We start from the raw sequence: 19,823 nt of genomic DNA on the forward strand, positions 1-19,823 counted from the left end.
TGACCCGCCGCGGATCTGCAGCACCGCCGTGAGCCGACTAACCTGAACAGGTGCGCCTGGGAGTCCTCGACATCGGCTCGAACACCGTCCATCTGCTCGTGGCCGACGTCATCCCCGGCGGCCGACCGCTCGCGACGACGAGCCAGCGGACCATCCTGCGCCTCATGCGCTACCTCGAGCCCGACGGTTCGATCAGCGAGGAGGGCGTCGAAGCCCTCGTCGCCGCCGTCGCTCAGGCGCGCGAGATCGCCGCCGGCGAGAACGTCGTCGAGTTGCTCGCCACCGCCACGAGCGCGGTGCGCGATGCCACGAACGGCAAGTCCGTCATCGCTCGCATCGAAGCGGCGCTCGGCCAGGACCTGCAGGTGCTGGGCGGCGAGACCGAGGCGCGCTTCACCTTCCTCGCCGTGCGGCGCTGGTTCGGCTGGTCCGCGGGCCAGATCCTGCTCTTCGACATCGGCGGCGGCTCGCTCGAACTCGCAGCCGGGGCCGACGAACTGCCCGAGGCCGCCGCATCGGTGCCTCTGGGCGCGGGGCGCATGACGGTGCAGTTCTTCCCCGACGACCCGCCCGGCGACGAAGCCGTCGAACGGCTGCGGGAGCACGCGCGCAAGGTTCTGGCGCCGGCCGCGACGGCGCTCAGCACGATGCCCACCCCGGATCACATCGTCGGATCGTCCAAGGCGATCCGCTCGCTCGCGAAGCTCGTCGGCAGCCCCATGCCAGCATGGCCGGGCAACGAACGACTGCTCCTCCCCCGTGATGCGCTCGGGTCGTGGATTCCGCGGCTCGCCCGGATCCCCGCAGCCGCCCGCCAGGAGCTGCCCGGAATCACCCCCGACCGCACCTACCAGATCGTCGCGGCTGCGGTCGTGCTGCACACCGCGATGACGATGCTCGACGTCGACTCGCTCGAGGTCTCGCCGTGGGCACTGCGCGAAGGCGTGCTGCTGCGTTACATCGAGTCGCTGTCCTGGACGCCGCCCGGACTCTGACACGAAATCAGAGCGCGAGGCGCTCCCGCACGATCTCGGCGAGGCGGTCGGCGATCTCCTGTGCGACAGGGGCTTCGGATGCCTCGACCATGACGCGCACGAGAGGTTCGGTGCCCGACGCGCGCAGCAGCACGCGTCCTGAGTCGCCGAGTTCCGCTTCGGCCTCGGCGACAGCCTCGGCCACACCGGGATCGGCAACGCGCGTGCGATCGACGCCCTTGACGTTGACGAGAACCTGCGGGTACACCGTCATGATCGATGCCAGTTCGGACATCGACTTGCCCTGACGCGCCATCTCGGCCACGAGGTGAAGCCCCGTGAGCAGCCCGTCGCCGGTGGTCGCGTAGTCGCTCATGATGACGTGGCCGGACTGCTCGCCGCCGAGCGAGTAGCCACCTTCGGTCATGCGCTCGAGCACGTAGCGGTCGCCGACCCGGGTCTGCTCGACGGTGATGCCGTGATCGGCCATCGCCCGATGCAGACCGAGGTTGCTCATGACAGTCGCCACGAGAGTGTCGTCTTTGAGTCGGCCGCGCTGCTTCATCGCGACCGCGAGGATCGCCATGATCTGGTCACCGTCGACGATCCGCCCTGCTGCGTCCACGGCGAGGCAGCGGTCGGCGTCGCCGTCGTGGGCGATGCCGACGTCGGCCCCGTGCGCGAGGACGGCCTCGGACAGCTGGTCGAGGTGCGTCGATCCGACGCCGTCGTTGATGTTGAGCCCGTCGGGGTCGGCGCCGATGACGGTGACGCGCGCGCCTGCGTCGCGGAAGGTCTCCGGCGAAACGCCGGATGCGGCACCGTGCGCGCAGTCCAGCACGACATGGAGCCCGTCCAGGCGGTGCGGGAGCGAGGCGAGCAAGTGGATGACGTAGCGGTCCTCGGCATCCGAGAACCGGCTGATGCGTCCGACCTGCGCACCCGTGGGCTGCAGCTTCGTTCCCTGCATGGCTGTTTCGATGCGCGCTTCGACGACGTCGGGCAGCTTGACGCCACCCCGGGCGAAGATCTTGATGCCGTTGTCGGGCGCCTCGTTGTGCGACGCCGAGATCATGACGCCGAAGTCGGCGTCACGGTCGGCGACGAGGAACGCCGCGGCCGGGGTCGGGAGGACACCGGCATCGAGCACATCGACGCCCGACGAAGCGAGACCCGCTTCAACGGCGGCCGAGAGGAAGTGCCCCGAGACGCGGGGGTCACGCGCGACGACGGCTGTGAGCCGCTTGCCGGCGGCACGCCGCGCTTCTGCGGTGCGGCCCTGGCCCAGGACGACAGCAGTCGCCTGGGCCAGGGTGAGAGCGAGGTCGGCGGTGAGGACGGGGCCGTTGGCCAGTCCTCGCACACCGTCCGTGCCGAACAGCGGCATCGGAGCGGTGCCGATCAGCGCTTCGAGTACTGAGGCGCCTTGCGGGCCTTCTTGAGGCCCGCCTTCTTGCGCTCGATGACGCGGGCGTCGCGCGAGAGGAAGCCGGCCTTCTTGAGCACGGGGCGGTTGTTCTCAACGTCGATCTCGTTGAGCGCACGGGCGATGCCCAGGCGCAGCGCGCCGGCCTGGCCCGAGTCGCCGCCGCCCGAGATGCGGGCGATGACGTCGTATGCGCCGGTGAGGTTGAGCACCGTGAACGGGTCGGTGATCAGCTGCTGGTGCAGCTTGTTCGGGAAGTACTCCTCGAGTGCACGGCCGTTGACCGTGATGGTGCCCGAGCCGGGGATCACGCGAACGCGCGCGATGGCCTGCTTGCGACGGCCGACGGCTGCGCCCGACACCGAGAGCACGGGGCGCTCGGCGGCGACGACGGTCTCGTCGACCGGGGTCTCGGTGGAGTAGTTGGTGGTGGTCTCTTCGATGTTCGCCACGAGTATGTCCTTAAATCTGGAAGCGGCGCTTACTGGGCGACCTGGTCGAGGGTGAAGGTCTTGGGCTGCTGGGCACTGTGGGGGTGCTCGGCGCCGCGGTAGACCTTGAGCTTGGAGAGCTGCTGCGCGCCGAGGCTGTTCTTGGGCAGCATGCCGCGGACGGCCTTCTCGACAGCGCGCTCGGGGTTCTTGGTGAGCAGCTCTTCGTAGGTGACCGACTTGAGGCCGCCCGGGTAGCCCGAGTGACGGTAAGCCTTCTTCTTCTGGAGCTTCTGACCCGTCAGCGCCACCTTGTCGGCGTTGATGATGATCACGAAGTCGCCCATGTCCATGTGGTTGGCGAAGGTGGCCTTGTGCTTGCCACGCAGAAGCGCGGCGGCGTGCGAGGCGAGGCGGCCGAGAACGACGTCGGTGGCGTCGATGACAAGCCACTCGCGCTGAGCTTCGCCAGCCTTGGGGGTGTAAGTGCGCGTCACAGTAGTACTGCTTTCTTATTCGAACGGAGATGTTCGTGAATCCCACTCCGGGGTGCTTCGACGTCAGTCCGGTCCTGTGAAGGTCCGGACCCTGATCGCGCCGAAGGGCCAGTGGAGGGCTCACGTTCGTGATGTCAGGTCAGCTGAGCCGACACCAAGGATCTACTCTACGGCATCCAGGAGCCACACTCAAACGTCGAGCCTGGACCACGCGGCACGTCGTATATAGCGGTGCAGCGCTGCCTATATAAAGAGGAGCAGCACACCGGAGGCGTTGAACACGACGTGGACCACGATCCCCGGGGCGAGGCGGCGTGTGAGCACGAAGAGCACGCCGCACGCCAGCCCGACCAGGATCGGTGCGAGCGCCCCCGGCCAGAGACCGGCACCCGGAACCCCGACCGGAAGGACGTGCAAACCCGCGAACACGAGGGTGGACACGACGACCGCGACACCAGAAGCCAGTCCCCGCCGCCGATGCGGGGGTGCATCCCAGAGAGCAGCGAGGAGAACGCCACGGAAGAACAGCTCTTCGACGACGGGCGTGATCGCGACCGCCCCGACCACGACCACGATGAGTGTGGGAACGGATGCTGCGCCGAACCCGACGAGCAGCGAGCCGGTCGTCGGTGCGATGACCTCCTGCAGAGCGCGCAGCACGAGTGCGACGGCGAGCCCGACCCCGACGTCACGCCAGCGCCATTGAAGCAGGCGACGCAGCGCCCCTCGGCGGGCACACCAGCGGATCGCCACGACGGATGCCACCAGCGGCGGGGTCGAGACGGCCACCAGCTGAACGAGCTGACCCCACCATTCAGGCAGCGAGACACCACGGAAGAGGACGATGACGACAGTCGTCATCGCGACGCCCGCACAGGCAACCAGCAGCGCCGGGATGGGCCGGCGATACAACGACGCTGACCCCGAGGGCTTCCCCGGGGTCAGCGTCGCGTGCGGGTCGTTCAGTTGATCTGTGTCCGGCGACGCGCCGCGACGGCGGCGACGGCGACGCCGCCGAGGCCGATCGCTCCGACGCCGGCCCAGATGACGGTCGCGGGGACCGTGCCACCGGTCGGGGGAAGGCCGCCTCCCGTGCCGACGCCGCCGGCGCTGGCGGGATCGACGACCGAGATGACGGTCGTGCTCAGGATCGTGTCACCGTCGCGGACCGTGATCGTGAAGCTTCCCGGGGTGGAGGCGGTGAAAGTGGCTGAGGCCGTGCCGTCGGTGACGGGCTTGACGACGCTCGCGTAGGGTGCGCTCGCTGCCATGACGATCGAGCTGAGCGTTGCACCCCTGCTGCCGGCGACGGCGAACGTGACCTGGAAGCGGTCGCCGAGGCCGGTGGCCGTGATGATCGTGGACTGGCCGGGCACGATGGTCGGTGTGGGAACGGTGATGACGGCTGCGGGCGGATAGCCGTCGGCAACGGCCGCCGAAGCGGTCCCGATGAGCAGTGCGCCGGCGAGGCCGACGGCGGCGAGTGTTTTCTTCAGCATGTGTCTTGTCCCTCGGATGTAAGTCGTAAATTCTGAGGTAGCGCGCCAACGCCGGTGAATTTCTCGTTTATCCGATGCTACGTAAATCGCCCGGGTCCGCTCCATGCGAGTTGCGCCTACCGTATCCGGGGAGATTCCCTGCTCCGGAAAAACACCCTCACCGAACATCGCGGATTAAGATTCCGCTAATGTCCCCCATCCGACGGACAGGACCGAACTATTTGTCCTCCCTTTGGGGGACAAATAGTTCGGATAATGTCCACCGTACGGTGGACAGGTTTCGGATTCGCGACGGGGCTCCCCAAGGCCCCAGAATTCACGTCAATCTCGTGCGGATACTGTCTGACCACTCAGCCCCAGGCGGTGCCGACAGCGGCCAGCACGACGTACGACGCGTTGAAGCAGGCGTGGGTGAGCACCGCCGCCCAGACACGACCGGTGAGCACCACGAGCAGACCACAGACCAGTCCCAGACCGGCGACAGCCAAGATTCCGCTGGGGTCACCACCTGCCGTAACGGCGTGGGCGAGAACGAACACCCCCGCACTCGCGAGCACCGAGATCACACCGGCCGCACGGTGACCGAAGGGCCGCCGCAGCACGGTGTAGACCGCCACCAGGATCACGACGCGGAAGAAGAACTCTTCGACGACGGGTCCGACGAGCACGGCCCCTCCCCCCTCGACGAGCCAGGTCCCGACGCCCAGCCGACCCTCGATCAGCGGGTAGGAGGGAAACGGCGCCCGCCCGGTCAGAGCGATCTCGACCCAGCCCTGGACGATGCGCAGCATCCCGGCGATCACCACGCCGTAGATGACGTCGACCGGGCGGAATCGGAAGAGACCGACCGGGCGCGACAGCGACAGCGCGTACACGCACACGGCCGCCATCCCCACCCAGAGCACGACCATCGAGAGCACCGCCATCGCCGGCCAGACCTGCGTGACGGCGGCAGCTGCCAGCAGCGACAGCGCGAGCCCGCCCAGCGCGATGGCCAGCAGAGGTTCCCGCCAGTGCCGCACCGTGCGACCGCCGAGCCGCCAGTCGGTTCGGGGCGTTCGTGGCGGGCGAGCCATCGGCGGGCTCACCGGCCCGGCGTCGTCGGATACGGCCTGATAGCTAGAGTGGTCAGCCACCCGTCCACGTTAGCCCCGACTTCGAAGGGCCCGATGTTCGACATCCTCACCGTCTGCACCGGCAACGTCTGCCGGTCCCCTCTCGCCGAGCAGTTGCTGCGCGCGCGTCTCGGCGACCTCGGCGCGAGGGTCTCCAGCGCCGGAACGCACGCCCTCGAGGCGTCCCCGATGACCCCCGAAGCGCGACACCTCGCGGTGAATCTCGGTGTGCCCGAACCGGATGCCGATCGCCACCGGGCGCGATTGCTCACCGAGGAGCTTCTCCGCTCTTCCGGCCTCGTTCTGACCATGACGCGCGACCATCGCAGGGCGGTCGCGGAGATCGCGCCCTCGCGCGTGCGGTCGACGTTCACCATCCGCGAGTTCGCTCGCCTGGCCGCGGCCGCGCCCGTCGGCGCTGTCCGAGAGGCGGTCGCCGCGGGCGGGCCTGAAGCGTCGCGGAAGGTCCAGGCGCTGGCGGAGGTCACCGCGATGATGCGCGGAGAATCAGCGCCTCCGGCCGACCCCGCAGACGATGACGTCATCGATCCGTATCGCCGCCCGTGGGCGGTTTACCAGCGATCCGCAGCTCAGCTGCAACCGGCGATTCTCACCGTGACACACGTCCTGCGAACCGCTCTGGCCGGCTGACGGCGAACCAGCCGACGATGATGCGCGCATTCGCTCCTGTGTAAGTATTGGCCGCGACCGCGCGACACCGAGAGGCGACATGGAGCTCACCGACTACATCCGGATCCTGCGAAAGAACTGGATCATCATCGTCGTCGCTGCCCTTCTCGGGGTCGCTGCTGCAGCGGGCTACTCGCTGACGAGAACACCGCAGTACGAGGCGCGGAGCACGGTCTTCGTGTCGACGCAGACCGGGGGGACGATCGGTGAGCTGCAGCAGGGGTCGAACTTCACACAGTCGCGCGTGATCACCTACGCCACGCTTGTCACGACCCCGATCGTCATCAACCCCGTGATCGCCGAGCTCGAACTCGGCGTGACGGCGACCGAACTGGCCAGTCAGATCGAGGCTTCCAGTGCCGTGAACACGACGCTCATCACGATCACCGTGACGGATTCCGATCCGCTGCTCGCGGCTGAGGTCGCCAACGCGCTGGGGGCCAGTCTCACCGCCGCCGTCGAATCGATCGAGACAGTCGGCGAAGCGGAGAGCCCCGTGCGTCTCACGAGGGTGCGCGACGCTCTGCCGCCTCTCAGCCCGTCCAGCCCGAACATTCCGCTGAATCTCGCACTCGGAGGATTGGTCGGACTCGCCGGGGGCCTCGCGGTCGCGGTCCTTCGAACGGCGCTCGACACCCGCATCCGCACGCCTCGCGACGTCGAGCAGGTCACGGACAGACCGCTCATCGGCGCCATCGCCTTCGACCCCAAGGCGAAGGAGCGTCCGCTCATCGTGCACGCGGATCCGCTCAGCCCCCGAGCCGAGTCATTCCGTGCGCTGCGGACGAATCTGCAGTTCCTCGACATGGGCGGCAGGTCATCGTTCGTCGTGACTTCGAGCCTGCCCAATGAGGGAAAGTCCACGACGACCATCAATCTCGCGATCGCCCTGGCAGACGCAGGAAAACGCGTCGCGTTGATCGACACTGACCTGCGCAAGCCGAAGATCGCCGAACACCTCGGGCTCGAGGGCGCCGCCGGCCTCACCGACGTCCTCATCGGGCGAGCCGACGTGACCGACGTCATGCAGACCTGGGGGCAGCGGAGCCTCTATGTGCTCCCGGCGGGGAAGATCCCACCGAACCCCAGCGAGCTGCTGGGATCGAAGCAGATGAATTCCCTGCTGGGGATGCTCGAAGCGGAGTTCGACATCGTCCTCTGCGACGCCCCGCCGCTTCTTCCCGTGACCGACGCGGCCATCCTCGCGCGGGCCACCAGCGGCGCCATCGTCGTCGTCTCGACGCGCAAGACCAACCGCCACCAACTCTCCGACGCTGTCGAGATCCTGGGCACGGTGGGCGCGAAGATCGCCGGCGTGGTCCTGACCATGGTGCCGACGCGAGGGCCGGACTCTCACTACTCCTACGGGTACGGGTACGAATACCGAAGCGCCCCGGAGGCCGAGGCACAGGAGACCGAGAAGCGCCCGGCGGTGCGCGCCGCCGCGCGTTCGCGGCCGACCGCGGGTTCGGCCACGCCCCCGGTCGAGACGGCTACCACTCCGCACACGCAGGAGGACACGGACTGGCTGGATGCGACCTTCGGGATCGACGCTCCGCCCACCCCCGAGGGGCGCAGCCGCAGCTCCCGCCGGTGATACCGAAAGACGCCCAATAGTCGCCGTTGAAATGTGCGCAAATTGGACGTATTTGCGTAATGCGGACGCATAAGAGCATTCCTCATCGGCTCGCGGATATGCGCCTTTCGCATATTGCACTCCGCATGTCGGGCGCCTGCTACCGTTGCTTTCGCGATCGCGATTGTGAAATGCGCCCGAGATATCTCCTCGCGATCGCACACGGCACGGCTACGAGCCGGCGATGACTCCCGACGGCGAAAGGCGCAGTTTCAACAGTGGATATTTCGGCAAGCGGCGCATCTCTCACGACGGAATCGATGCGCTCGCCGGCCGCCGGATTATCGCCGACCGAATCTTCGCCCGACGGCATCGGGTGGCGCCGGCGATATTCCAGGCGTCTCCTGCTCAGCGACCTCCTCGTCCTCGTCTGGGTCGTGTTCGGGGTGCACGTGTTGTGGTTCGGAACCTCTTCGGACGACGTGGAGGGCCTCCCGCTCGTCCCCTACTGGGTCTTCTCGTTCGTCCTCGTGGCCGCCTGGATGGGGGCGCTCGCGCTCTCTGACACACGGAGCGATCGTGTGATCGGCGTCGGAACGACGGAGTACGTGCGGGTAGCCGATGCGAGCTTCCGACTCTTCGGCGTCATCGCCATCCTCGCGTTCCTGTTCCGCGTGGATGTCGCGCGAGGCTACCTGCTCATCAGCCTCCCGCTGGGCGTGGCCGTTCTGGTCCTGACGCGATGGCTGTGGCGCGGCTGGTTGGACGCTCAGCGACGGATGGGTGAGTACTCGGCCCACGTTCTCCTCGTCGGCTCGGTGGAATCCGTGGTGCAGGTCTCGCAGGAACTCGCCCGCACACCCGCTGCGGGATATCGCGTCGTCGGTGCGTGTGTTCCTTCCGGCCGCGTCTCTGGGACGGTGCCGGGCAGCGACATCCCCATCATGGGAGACGTCGACTCTGTCCAGAGCGCGATCGCGGCGTCAGGTGCAGACACCGTCGCCGTCACGAGCACGGACGATCTGCCGCCGCACAAGGTGAAAGAGATCTCCTGGACGCTCGAGGCGGGTCGTCAGCACCTCGTCCTCGCTCCGAACATCGTCGACATCGCCGGCCCGCGCATCCATACCCGACCGGTTGCGGGCCTGCCCCTGATCCACGTCGAGACTCCGCGCTTTTCACGAGGGCAGCGCTTCGTCAAGAGGACGTTCGATATCGCATCGTCCTCCGTGCTCATCCTCCTCCTCTCGCCCGTCCTCCTGGCGGTCGCCATCGCCGTGAAGACCACGAGCCGCGGCCCGCTGCTCTTCAGCCATGAACGCATCGGCATCAAGGGCCAACCATTCCGCATGCACAAGTTCCGCTCGATGCGCGTCGGTGCCGACGACGAACTGGCCGCCCTTCTCACGGCACAGGGCACCGCGAAGCAGCCGCTTTTCAAGATCCAGAATGATCCGCGCATCACCCCCGTCGGCCGGTTCATCCGGAAGTACTCCCTCGACGAGTTGCCCCAGCTCTTCGACGTCCTCACCGGCTCGATGAGTCTCGTCGGTCCCCGACCTCAGGTCGCAGCCGAGGTTGCCCTGTACACCGACGCCGCACGCCGTCGCCTGCTCGCCCGTCCCGGGATAACCGGGCTCTGGCAGGTGAGCGGCCGCAGCACACTCGACTGGGATCAGACCGTTCGTCTGGACCTGTACTACGTCGAGAACTGGTCGCTGCTGGGTGACATCGCGATCCTGGCCAAGACGATCCGCGCGGTCGCCGCCCCCGGCGACTCTGCGATCTAGCCTTCCGTCACGCCCGGCTCCGCGCCGAAAACCTCCCCGCCCCACCGATCACCCAGGACTGCATGTACGCCAACGATCCCCTCGTGCTGGAACTCCTCGCGCTCCTCAAAGCCCACGGAGTCCGCAATATCGTCATCTCGCCGGGCAGCCGTCATTATGCGTTCACCCGCAGCTTCGAGAACGACAGCTTCTTCACGCTGCACTCGGTGGTCGACGAGCGTTCGGCGGCTTTCTTCGCACTGGGACTGATCCAAGCGACGGGTGCGCCCGCTGCGACGATCTGCACCTCCGGGACCGCTGCCGTCAACTACGGTTCTGCGATGGCGGAGGCCTACTACCAGAAGCTCCCTCTCGTCGTCCTGACCACCGATCGTCTGCCTGAGTTCCTCCATCAGATGGAGGACCAGATGTTCGATCAGACGCGTCTGTTCGAGGGGTTCTGCCGCTACACGGCCCATCTTCGGCCGATCGGCAATCCCCGGGACGCCTGGTACTGCAACCGCGTCATCAATGAGGCGCTGATCGAGGCGGAGAGCGCGGGCGGCGGGCCCGTGCACATCAACATCCCCCTCGCGAACCACACGGGCATCGCGTTCAACGTGCGCGCCCTCCCCCGCGCGAGGGTCATCACCCGGCACCCGATCGAGGGCGACGGACCCGACTGGGGCGAGGCAGCCCGACGGCTCCGCTCCCAGCGCGTGATGCTGGTCTGGGGTCAGGGACCGAGGCCGTCCGCGGACACGTTGGACGCCCTCGAAGCCTTCCTCGACACGTTCGACTGCGTGGTCCTGGCAGACCATCTCTCCAACCTCCATCAATCACGCCGCGTCGAGCTGCCTCTCGCCTTCCTGAAGAGCAAAGAGTCCAGACCCGGGGCGCTCAAACCCGACGTTGTTCTGACCTTGGGAGGGAACATCGTCTTCAAGGACGAGCTCAAGAACTATCTCGACGGAGCGGAGTTCGAGCACTGGCGGATCGATCCCGACGGAACCGTCTCTGACCCGTTCCGTCGCCTCAGCGATGTGTTCCCCACCGAACCCGGCCGATTCCTGCGGTCACTGGTCGACGTCGACGGGGGCGTCCACACGGCGGCACCGTACGCCGGCAAGGTTCTTCGCGCGGCGAGCTCGGTGCCGGCACCGGCTCCTCCGCACGGCGAGCTGGCGGTGATCGGCGCCGTGCTGCGCGCACTGCCTGCGAACAGCGCGCTCCACATCGCCAACAGCGCGCCGATCCGGATGGCGCAGCTCTACGACGTGGATACCTCTGTCGATGTGTTCTGCAACCGTGGGGTCAATGGGATCGACGGGTGCATGTCGACAGCGATCGGCTACGCGGCGTCGACGGATCGCCCGACCTACCTGATCATCGGCGACCTCACCTTCTTCTACGACATGAACTCCCTCTGGATCAGGGACCTCCCCCCGAACCTGCGCATCGTCCTCCTGAACAACGAGGGGGGCGCGATCATGCACTCCCCGCTGCCGTCGAGCTACACCGTCGCGGCGCAGAAGCATGTCACCGCAGGCCACTCCGCCACGGCGCAGGGATGGGTCGAATCGCTGGCGATCGGCTACAACGCGGTCGGAACAGCGGAGCACCTTCCGGACGGAATCGCCTGGCTGACAGACCCCGCGACACCCGGCCCCCGCGTTCTCGAGGTCTTCACCGAGAAAGTGTCCGACATCCGCCAGCTCAAGGGCTACTACACGACCATCTCGGAAGGCCCCGGAAGCAATACCCTGCACCGTCGCGCCATCCGATTCGCGCGAAGAGTGCTGCGCAAGCTCGGAGTCATGCGATGAACGCGAAGGACGGGATCGGGCACCTGCCCGGCAGAGCAGCATCCGGAAAGGGAGTGCGCCGATGAGTACACGACGTCGCTGGAAGTCGCGGCTGCTCGGACCCGTGCGCGATCGCCTGACGCGAGTGCGGATGTCTCGGCCGTATGAAGTGACCGTGGTGTCGAAGGCTCTGCGCTTCGACGGACGCGTTGCCGTCGTCACCGGCGCCAGCGGAGCTGTGGGCCGCGCCATCGCCATCCGGCTCGCTGCGGACGGCGCCGAGATCTACGCACTCGGCCGGAACGCGGACAAACTCAGCGCCGTCACCGAAGAGATCGGCGCATTGGGCGGGGTGTGCCATCCCGCCGTGGTCGATCTGGACGACATCGTGCAGATCGATGCGTTCTTCGGCGCTCTCGATCGAATCGACATCCTCGTCAACTGCGCCGGTGGAAGCGCCCGGGGCGCCAACAAGCCCGTGTGGGAGCAGTCGATGGAGGTCGTGGACGGCGTCCTGTCCAGCAATCTCCGTTCCGCCATCGCGTGCACCAGAGCAGCCGCCGCGAAGATGGTCGCCGCCCACTCCGGGAAGATCATCAACGTCGGCTCGGTCCTGGGATCGCACGGCAAGGCGAACTTCGCGGAGTACGGCGCGTCGAAGGCGGGCCTCGTCGGCTACACCAAGTCGGCGGCCATCGAGCTCGGCGCCCACGGGGTGACGATCAACACCGTGTCCCCTGGCATCGTCCAGCGCGGCGAGCCCACCCTCAACGAGCTGGATCGTCTTCGCGGCACCAACGTGCTCGACAGGATCGGCCGCTCGGAAGACGTCGCGGAGGCCGTCGCGTTCTTCGCGAGCTCGGCGGCGGACTTCATCACGGGCCAGGAACTCGCCGTCGACGGCGGTCGTTCCCTGGGACTGCGCGGCGATGCGTGAGGCAGGCCACGTTCGCACCCGTCGAAAGCTCGGGCCCCGATGACCGATGACACGCTGAGCCGGGGCGCCCGCGGTGCGGGAGCGACGATCGCCGGCCAGGTCGCCACAATGGGTGTTCAGTTCGTGGGAACGATCATTCTCTCGCGACTGCTGTCCCCTGGGGACTTCGGGCTGATCGCCATGGTCGCGATCTTCGTCGGGATCGGCGAACTGCTGCGCGACTTCGGCATGCCCACCGCCGCGCTCCAGTCTCGCGAGCTGAGCAACCAGCAGGCCTCGAATGTGTTCTGGATCACCGGAGCGCTCAGCTTCATCGTCGCGATCGTCCTCGCGCTGTCGACGCCGCTGATCGTGGCTCTCTACGACGAGCCGCGCCTCGCCTCCATCGTGCCCGTCATGGCCGGCGTGCTGGTGCTGAACGGACTGCAGTCCCAGTACCAGGTGCGCCTCGCCCGCTCGATGCGCTTCACTGCGCTCGCGGGGAACAACGTCTTCGCCCGCTTCGCGGGCTTGGCTCTCGGCATCACGGGTGCCCTCGCCGGGTGGGGCTATTGGGCCCTCGTCGCGCAACTCGTCGGCCAGTCGCTCATCCTCCTCCTCGGCAGCGGCATCCTCACCCGCTGGTTGCCGAGCCGGCCACGGCGAGGAAGCGACTCGCTCCGCCTCGTCAAGTCCGGAGCGCACTTCGGCGGAGCGCAGGTTCTCACCTTCGCGGCCGACAATGCCGACACGCTGATGATCGGCGCGGTGTGGGGCGCCCCACCCCTGGGCCAGTACAACAGAGCCTTCCAGCTCTTCATGCTGCCGATCACTGCGGTGTTCAGTCCGCTCACGAACGTCGTGGTCCCCACGATCAACCGGGCGATCGAAGAAGGGCGCAACCCCTCTGCCGCACTGATGAGACTCCAGACCGCGGTCTGCGCGCTCTCGATCTGGCTGCTCCTGATCACCGCGGTGACGGCGCCCTGGCTCATCCCGTTGCTGCTGGGCGATCAATGGTCCTTGACGATTCCGCTCATCCAGATCCTGGCGGTCGGAGGCGCTTTCCGTGCGCTCAGCCAGCCGAACTACTGGGCGTACATCGTGCATCAGCAGTCGCGTCAGCTCTTCCTGAGCAACGCCGTCACGAAGCCCCTTCAGGTCATGCTGATCGTGGGCGCGGCCTTCATCAGCGTGGAAGCCGTCGCGTGGGCGTATGCGCTCGGCCGCGCGATCACGTGGCCGATCAACCTGATCTGGCTCTGGCGCACGGCAGGTCAGGACCCGGTCCGGTTCGGGCTCAACGGAGGTCGTCTCCTGCTCGCGGGCGGCATCGGCTTCGCGGTGACGACACTGCTCCTCGACGCGCTGAGCATCGAAGCCGCAGGCCTCGCCGTCCTCACCGGTGCGGTGATCTCGACGATCGTCTACGGGGCGGCGATCGCCCTGACCCCGGGTGGCGTCAGGGAGATGCGTGGTTCCTGGGGTCTCGTTCGCACGGCTCTGCGCCGAAACTGACCACGGCAGCTCTCACGTCCGCGTGCTGCCCAACTCGGATCGCAGAAAGCTCAGGCCGCGCTCGCGCTCGTCGGCGACCATCTCATTGACCATCTGCCAGTCCAGGTCACCCCGCAACGCGTCGGCCACACGCTGGGCGTGTGCCGCAGCGTCATCCCCCGTCTGCACGAGTTGGCTTTCGAGACCGAACCGACCAAGCAGAGACTCGAACCGCGCCATCCCACGCTCCACGTTGCCCACCGCAACGAAAGGACGGTTGAAGATCAGGGCGAACACCGTTCCGTGGAACGAATCGGTGATCACCGCGTCCGCATCCCGTATCGACGCTATCCACTGTTCGATGGACGGGCGGGGAGCCAATCCGCTTCCCGCTGCGCCCTTGGCAGAGGGCACCGCGAGTGTCCGAACGGGCTTCCCGAGCACGGAAGGAAGCTCCTCGAGCAACTGACGGACGCTCGGGGACGTGTCGAGAACGTAGACGAAGACGCCCGGCCCGGTCTTCTCTTCTGGTCGCGCAAGGTCCACGAGGTGCTCGTAGTCGGCTCGGTCCAGAAGGAACGTCGGATCCGGCATCCGGACCGACGGGACGCCCCACATGCGCTCACAGATGGCGACGGCCGCATCTTCGCGGACGGAGATGGCATCGAAGCGCCCCGCCAGTGCCTTCGCCTTCGGCGAGCCCAGATGGGGGTCAGATGTTCCGAACGATGCGGCGAACGCGATCCGCCGCACGGGGGAATGCTCCGCAAGGCAGTCGAAGAGGTACGACTCCACATCGCCGTACTCGGTCCGCCACACCTGGTCGCTGCCCGTGATCATCGCCAGATAGGCGTTCGAACGCCGCCGCGGAACCCAGCGACCGAAAGTATAGAGACGCGTCGTCGAGAGGTGCCGCGTGATGAACCCTTCGATGCGGGAGTTCAAGATTCTGCTCCGCGCATCGAATCCGACCGGGCGCCGGGTGACCACGGTCAGGATCCGCAGGACATGCTTCTTCGCGGTGGATCCGAGCGGCATCTTCTCCGACACATCGGTCGTCGCAGCGAACCCGAGACCGCGGACCGCCTTCTGCAGCGCGAAAGCCTGCAGGATGCCGCCGTAGTTCCCCCGCCGGAGCGGCAGGGTGCGGATGAGCACGCGCGCTTGCGGGGCCGACGGACGCGCAGACGAGCTCGAGCGCCGAGAGCGGACCGCCGTGCGAGCGCGCACCACAAGAGCGCGCAGCCGCACGTAGCTGCGCCCCATGAGCTTCATCGTCAGCGCTTTCAGCGCGGTGCGAGGAGCGATCCGCACGCTGTCGGCGATGTCTGCCAGACTCACGTGCCGCCGGAGGTCATCCAGTGCACGGCCGGCGCTCTGCGCATCCGAGAGCCGCAGCGCCGTGCCGGCGCGGCTCACATACCAGGCGACGTCCCAGTGACGAAGAAGGCGACGGCGCCGCGGCGTCGCCGGCAGGGCTGCGGCCGCGCGGTGGACCGCGGCGCGGGACGTGTCGAAGTTCTCGAGTGCGGGGTCACGCGAATTCGACAGCGACCCCTCGCGGACGACGTGAAAGTACAGACGGTCCGGCAGGCACACGACCTTCCGTGCGCGCGGCAGGAGCGCTGCGACGGCACACAGATCCTCTTGCGTCGTGATGCGCGGAAACGGGGCGGGAGGGAGGACGGTCCGCCGGATCAGCTTGTTCCACAGATACCCCTTGATGCGATCCGCCAACAGCAGGTCCATCGCGGCCGCGCCATCGACGGCGGCCCGGTACGGCACCCCGTCGGTCACCCCGACGTCGAGGCCCGACGCCAAACGCCACACGCCGGTGCAGATCACGACATCCGCATCCTCGGCGACGGCCTCGTCCACGAGACGACGCAGGATGGTCGGCGACCACTGATCGTCCCAGTCCACGAACCAGACGTACGCGCCTCGGGCGAGCTCCAGTCCGAGATTGCGTGCTTGCGCGGCGCCGACGTTGTCCTCGAGCGGCAGAAGGCGTGCCCGAGGTTCATCCGCGACGAAACCCTCGATGCGGGTCCGGGAGTCGTCCTCGGACGCATCGTCGACCAAGATGATCTCGATCTCTGCGTAGGTCAGCGCTCCGAGCGCGGCGAACGTCTGGTCGAGGTGCGCTCCTGCGTTGTGGACCGGCAGGATGACGGAAACGAGCGGGTCTGTGGGTGCGGTGGTTGTCAACGGCGGGTTCTCCTGGTGTGCGATGCGTCAAGTGTGTGAAGGTCGCGATCGTTCGCCTGATCCGGGCCGGCCAGCGACGCCGCTCGGAGCGCCAACACCAAGAGGATCGGCACGCAGTGCCCGTCGATCGTGGCGGGATTCCACATCACCTCGGTGATGCCTCCGACGAGCACGTAGGCGACCAGAGCGAAGCCGGCCGCCGCGGTCGCGGGATGCGACACCGTATGCCGGGTGATGCGCCAGATCATGAACAGGTACGCCGCGCAGGCGACCAGACCCCCCGCGAAGAACAGCAGGACCAGCTGGTTGTGCGGGAAGTTGTTGACCGGAAGCGCGCCGACGCCCTGCAGCTGCGCCCAGCGATCGATCCCGACGCCCAACAGCACGTCGTCTCCCACCGCCTGGATCGACCGCATCCAGATCCACCCTCGGTTGCTGAACGAATCCGGCGCCGCGGACGAGACGATCCAGACGCTTGCGAGGGCGCCGGCGACCACGATCACGAGCACGGAGCCGCGACGTACCGCCGGGCGCGCCTTGACGAGAATCCACCCGACGACGAGCGACGCGAGGAGCGCGACGATGGCTGTGCGCGACGTCGCCGCCAGCAGCACCAGGGCCGAAAGCCCCAGGATCAGGATGCGAAGCCGCGCGGCCCCGATGGCGAACGCGGCGATCGCGGCGAGCCCGGCGATCTGCGCGAGGTAGTTCTCCGAGGGGAAGGGCCCCCGGAAGATGGCGCCGAAGAACCCGCATTTGAACTGATCGCATCCCCGCCAGGACACAGAGAACGCGGAGGCCACCGCCGCGACGGCGAGACTGAGTCCCATCGCCGCGCCCACCGCGGAGACCGGGACAGGAGTGGTCGACAGGACGACGCCGACGAGGAGCCAGAACATCAGAGGGGCGAGCCGCGCGAAGATCTCGAGCATCGACTGCGTGGGGTTGGCGACGGCGTTGGCGAAGAAGAGGACGAACGTGACGAGTGCGGGAAGGAGGAAGTCCCCCTTGATCGCGCGCGTCGCCCGGGATCTTCCGTGCAGAAGCCCTACGAGGCCGATCGTCGCGCCCACGGCGATGATCGCGAACTGAGTGGTCGACCCCTTGCCGATCAACCCCGTTTCGTAGAGCGTGAGCATCACCAGAGTGGCCGCGAGCATGAGCACGCCGGTGGGCGCCCCCCGAGCCTCTCTCCACAGTGTGCGCCCACACGCGACCGCACAGACGGCCCCGGCGAGCACGATGAGGGTGAGGACGATCTGCTGCACCTAGGCGGCTCCGACCGTTTCGCTCCACGCGACGGCCGTCGCCGCGCGCCCGAACTTCGTCTGTCGTTTCCGGTCAGCCGTCGACATCTCGGTCTCGCTCAGCTCCTCGTCGAGAGACCGCCTGATCGCGTACGCGATAGCCTGCGGATCCGCCGAGGTGACCCGACCGGGGATGTACTCCGGAACCAACTGCTCGGCGACGGGGTTCCTCACCGCGACGACCGGCACGCCCGCGCTCGCGGCTTCGAAGTACACGTAACCGAAGGTCTCCCCCACGGCGGTGTGGATGAGTAGATCGGCGCGCGCGAACTCCGCTGCGACGCGATCCGGTGAGACGTGCCCCAGAAAGTCGACCTGGGATCGGACGCCTCGCGCGGCGGCGAGGTCCTCGAGGTCCCGACGCGTCGCGCCGTCGCCGGCGATAACGAGCTTCATGTCGGGGTCGGCGAGAAGGGCGAGCGCCTCGATCGCGAGACGCTGGTTCTTCGTCGTCGAAAGACTCCCCGCCATGAAGAGTCTCTTCCCGGGCGTCGAAGCGCCCGGCGCGGAGCGGCTCTCAGGCTCAGGCTCCGGCGAGGAGTCGAGGACATTCGGAATCACCGACACGCGGCTCAGGCGCAACACCGACCGCAGGTCGTCTGCCAGCGGTTCGCTGACGGCGACGACGACGTCCGCGCGCCGGTAGAGGACAGCAGCGATCGGCGCGAGCAGGCGGAGGGAACGATTCGTCGTCAGCTGCTGGCGCATGAGGGAGTGCTCCCACACGATCACGCGTCCGCGCCCTCGCCCGAGGAACAGGTACGGAAGCGCAGCCCAGAGCCCGACGAGGATCGTCGGTGCACCTTCGATCACGTGCGCGCGCGCCTTCACCACACGGAGCAGATTGAATCGGGCCGCTCCGCGCAGAGGCGGGCCGCAGACGATCGCATCCGGTGCCAGGGCGAAGTCCTGCGCGCCGCCTCCGAGACAGATGAGCTTCGTCTCCCACCCCGATTCGGACAGCAGCTGACGCAGTTCCATGAGCGCCTTCTCGATTCCCAGACGCGGCGCGATATGGGAAGCGACGATGTTCACGCTCCGCGTCTGCCGGGATCCGGTCTGCGAGGTCATCGGACGCTGGCCATCGCTCGCTCGACTCCTCGGCGTCCGAGTATCCCGGCCGCGCCGATCATGACGGGGCCGACCGACGGCAGTCTTTTCACTCGCCACGCCTCACCGACGACCCGCCGGACCCCGCCCACCGAACGGGCCTGCAGCGCGTACCTCAGGGTCTGACCGAACAGGAAGTCGACGTACACACGCGGGTCCCGTCCGCTGAGGGAACGCTCGGCCCAGGCGAACGAAGCCTCCCAATCGCTCCCCGCGGAGATCGACGAAGAACTCCCGACCCTGATGATCGTGAGCGTCTCGGGAACGTGATGGAACCGATACTGCGGGTGCTCCGAGAGGCGGAGGATCCAGTCCCAGTCCTGATGCCGCGAAAGCGACGCATCCCACGGCACGGAAACAGCGAGCTCGCGCGCGACGAGGAGCGTCGATGTGAACAGAGACGCCCGCCCCGAACCCGGTCTGCGCTTGCGGAACAGATACTCAGCAGGATCCTGGTCGGCTTGGAGCAGCCCCACCGGAATGCCGGAGGCCACCGTCGCGCCCGTCGTCGTCATCTGCTGGTCCACTCGCGACGAGATCACGGTGGCGCCGGTTGCGGCCGCAGCGTCGACCATCGTGACGAGCTTGTCCTCGAGCCACAGATCGTCGTCATCGAGGAACGCGATCCACTCCGACGTCGCCGCCTGGATACCGACGTTCCGCCCGTGCGCGCCGCGTCTGCCGCCGCCCGTGAAGACGACCTCGGCATCTCCGGCAGCCGCGAGCACACCGGCGGCCACGGCCGCGTCTTCCGCCAGGTCGGCAACGACGACGATCTGGGTCTCGACGCCGACCTGCGCCCTCACCGAGTGGATCGCTGATGCCAGCTCTGGGCGCCCGATCGTCGGGATGACCACAGAGACACGTGGGGGTGATGTCACAGAATGTCCTGTCCTCTCCTCCCGATTCGAAGATCGGAAGGGATCGTGAAAGAAACTCCGGTCGCCCCCAAGCAACCAACTCCTCAACCTGCCGATCGTCGGCGAGGCTCCAACCGACGATA

At 67.4% G+C, this 19,823-nt stretch carries 17 protein-coding genes; 7 read left to right on the top strand and 10 right to left on the bottom strand.

Annotated elements, in window-relative coordinates; translation table 11 throughout:
- The first annotated feature begins 50 nt into the window (after positions 1 to 50).
- Complete coding sequence (locus AC25Y0_RS02095; RefSeq protein WP_488122695.1) at positions 51 to 995, top strand: Ppx/GppA phosphatase family protein; 945 nt, start codon at positions 51 to 53, stop codon at positions 993 to 995.
- Positions 996 to 1,002: 7 nt separating this feature from the next.
- Here the strand turns inward: AC25Y0_RS02095 and glmM are convergent, their stop codons facing one another.
- The 6 genes from glmM to AC25Y0_RS02125 form a co-directional block, all read right to left on the bottom strand.
- Complete coding sequence (gene glmM, locus AC25Y0_RS02100) at positions 1,003 to 2,361, bottom strand: phosphoglucosamine mutase (protein WP_488122696.1); 1,359 nt, start codon at positions 2,359 to 2,361, stop codon at positions 1,003 to 1,005.
- A gap of 14 nt (positions 2,362 to 2,375) precedes the next feature.
- Positions 2,376 to 2,852, bottom strand: a complete 477-nt coding sequence (gene rpsI, locus AC25Y0_RS02105) for a 30S ribosomal protein S9 (protein WP_488122697.1) — start codon at positions 2,850 to 2,852, stop codon at positions 2,376 to 2,378.
- A gap of 29 nt (positions 2,853 to 2,881) precedes the next feature.
- Positions 2,882 to 3,328: a 50S ribosomal protein L13 gene (rplM, locus tag AC25Y0_RS02110; RefSeq protein ID WP_488122698.1), complete on the bottom strand. Its 447-nt coding sequence runs from the start codon at positions 3,326 to 3,328 to the stop codon at positions 2,882 to 2,884.
- Between the two features lie 243 nt (positions 3,329 to 3,571).
- The gene (locus AC25Y0_RS02115; protein ID WP_488122699.1) at positions 3,572 to 4,189 is read right to left on the bottom strand and encodes a CPBP family intramembrane glutamic endopeptidase; all 618 of its coding nucleotides are present in this window, start codon (positions 4,187 to 4,189) and stop codon (positions 3,572 to 3,574) included.
- A 101-nt stretch (positions 4,190 to 4,290) separates the two neighbouring features.
- Positions 4,291 to 4,827 carry a hypothetical protein gene (locus AC25Y0_RS02120; RefSeq protein WP_488122700.1) on the bottom strand — a complete coding sequence of 179 codons (537 nt, stop codon included), beginning with the start codon at positions 4,825 to 4,827 and terminating at the stop codon, positions 4,291 to 4,293.
- A gap of 350 nt (positions 4,828 to 5,177) precedes the next feature.
- Positions 5,178 to 5,963: a CPBP family intramembrane glutamic endopeptidase gene (locus tag AC25Y0_RS02125; protein WP_488122701.1), complete on the bottom strand. Its 786-nt coding sequence runs from the start codon at positions 5,961 to 5,963 to the stop codon at positions 5,178 to 5,180.
- A 33-nt stretch (positions 5,964 to 5,996) separates the two neighbouring features.
- On the opposite strand from AC25Y0_RS02125, the gene AC25Y0_RS02130 reads away from it, so the two are divergent.
- The 6 genes from AC25Y0_RS02130 (at position 5,997) to AC25Y0_RS02155 (ending at position 14,216) form a co-directional block, all read left to right on the top strand.
- Positions 5,997 to 6,593 carry an arsenate reductase/protein-tyrosine-phosphatase family protein gene (locus tag AC25Y0_RS02130; RefSeq protein ID WP_488122702.1) on the top strand — a complete coding sequence of 199 codons (597 nt, stop codon included), beginning with the start codon at positions 5,997 to 5,999 and terminating at the stop codon, positions 6,591 to 6,593.
- Between the two features lie 79 nt (positions 6,594 to 6,672).
- A complete protein-coding gene (locus tag AC25Y0_RS02135; RefSeq protein ID WP_488134111.1) occupies positions 6,673 to 8,229 on the top strand; it encodes a tyrosine-protein kinase domain-containing protein in 1,557 nt (518 codons plus the stop codon).
- A 299-nt stretch (positions 8,230 to 8,528) separates the two neighbouring features.
- Positions 8,529 to 9,998: a sugar transferase gene (locus AC25Y0_RS02140; RefSeq protein WP_488122704.1), complete on the top strand. Its 1,470-nt coding sequence runs from the start codon at positions 8,529 to 8,531 to the stop codon at positions 9,996 to 9,998.
- A 62-nt stretch (positions 9,999 to 10,060) separates the two neighbouring features.
- A complete protein-coding gene (gene menD, locus AC25Y0_RS02145) occupies positions 10,061 to 11,803 on the top strand; it encodes a 2-succinyl-5-enolpyruvyl-6-hydroxy-3-cyclohexene-1-carboxylic-acid synthase (protein ID WP_488134112.1) in 1,743 nt (580 codons plus the stop codon).
- Positions 11,804 to 11,864: 61 nt separating this feature from the next.
- A complete protein-coding gene (locus tag AC25Y0_RS02150; RefSeq protein ID WP_488122706.1) occupies positions 11,865 to 12,719 on the top strand; it encodes an SDR family NAD(P)-dependent oxidoreductase in 855 nt (284 codons plus the stop codon).
- Positions 12,720 to 12,758: 39 nt separating this feature from the next.
- Entirely contained in the window at positions 12,759 to 14,216 is a 1,458-nt protein-coding gene (locus AC25Y0_RS02155; RefSeq protein ID WP_488122707.1) for a lipopolysaccharide biosynthesis protein, read from the top strand.
- A 12-nt stretch (positions 14,217 to 14,228) separates the two neighbouring features.
- On the opposite strand, the gene AC25Y0_RS02160 is transcribed toward AC25Y0_RS02155, so the two are convergent.
- From AC25Y0_RS02160 to AC25Y0_RS02175, 4 genes are read right to left on the bottom strand one after another with little or no spacing between them, the layout of a single operon-like run.
- Complete coding sequence (locus AC25Y0_RS02160; RefSeq protein WP_488134113.1) at positions 14,229 to 16,403, bottom strand: polysaccharide pyruvyl transferase family protein; 2,175 nt, start codon at positions 16,401 to 16,403, stop codon at positions 14,229 to 14,231.
- The gene (locus AC25Y0_RS02165) at positions 16,400 to 17,671 is read right to left on the bottom strand and encodes an O-antigen ligase family protein (RefSeq protein WP_488122709.1); all 1,272 of its coding nucleotides are present in this window, start codon (positions 17,669 to 17,671) and stop codon (positions 16,400 to 16,402) included. The genes AC25Y0_RS02160 and AC25Y0_RS02165 overlap by 4 nt, the downstream gene beginning before the upstream one ends.
- The gene (locus AC25Y0_RS02170; protein WP_488122710.1) at positions 17,672 to 18,745 is read right to left on the bottom strand and encodes a glycosyltransferase; all 1,074 of its coding nucleotides are present in this window, start codon (positions 18,743 to 18,745) and stop codon (positions 17,672 to 17,674) included. It abuts the gene before it with no gap.
- Positions 18,746 to 18,777: 32 nt separating this feature from the next.
- Positions 18,778 to 19,701, bottom strand: a complete 924-nt coding sequence (locus AC25Y0_RS02175; protein WP_488122711.1) for a glycosyltransferase family 2 protein — start codon at positions 19,699 to 19,701, stop codon at positions 18,778 to 18,780.
- Positions 19,702 to 19,823: the final 122 nt, after the last annotated feature.

This window comes from Microbacterium sp. Y547 (assembly GCF_057669785.1).